Raw genomic sequence first — 837 nt, forward strand, 5'->3', positions numbered from 1 at the left:
CTAGGTTTTGTACGAAAAGTACTGACGCATGCAACGCAGGCTGCAGGCCAGCGTGACCATGGCTGAAAAGCTTCTCGCCAGCTTGTCGTAGCGAGTGCCTATTCTGCGGTTCTCTTTCAGCCAGCCAAACATCCGCTCAATGATGTTCCGCTGCCGATACTTTGGACGATCAAGAGTCGGGGCAGGCCAGGCCGAGGCTTGCGTGGCATGGCACGCAGCGGGATCACCGGCTGTATTCGATAGCGGTCGCAGTAATGGCGCAGGTGTTGCGCGTCATAGCCTTTGTCAGCCAGTAACCAGCGACTGCGTTTGCGTGGACGCCCCGGCTTACCGGGAATTCGCACCTGATCCAGCAACGGCTGGGCATGAGCGATATCGCTGGTTTGCCCCGGCGAAAGAATGAAGCGTAATGGAACACCATTGGCGTCACAGATCATGTGAATCTTGGTAGTAAGGCCGCCTCGACTACGTCCCAGAGCATGGTCTAGCGGTTCTTCAGGCCCCCTTTTTTCCCGGTGCCTGAAGGGGCTCGGGTTGCGCGTATCGCAGTGGAATCGATCATCCAAGTGTCCAGATCAATCAGTCCCTCCCGTTTTATCGGATGTGCAAGCGCTCCAGTATCCGGTCGAACGTACCGTCGTCGCGCCAGTCACGAAAACGCTGATACACCGTTGACCAAGGCCCAAAGCGTTCCGGCAGATCACGCCAGGCAGCGCCCGAGCAGAGGATCCACAGGATTGCGTGGAGTACCAGACGATCATCACTGCGTGGGCGACCCATTTTCTGCTCTGGAGAAACCAGATCCTTGATCAATTCCCACGATGCGTCGGAGAGTTC

1 pseudogene is annotated in these 837 nt (G+C 57.1%); it reads right to left on the minus strand.

Going from position 1 to position 837, the window contains the following annotated elements:
- Positions 1-837: pseudogene (locus NRB16_RS28770) on the minus strand (IS5 family transposase); the annotation flags it as partial.

It is taken from the genome of Pseudomonas sp. LJDD11, from assembly GCF_024584215.1.
Lineage (GTDB): Bacteria > Pseudomonadota > Gammaproteobacteria > Pseudomonadales > Pseudomonadaceae > Aquipseudomonas.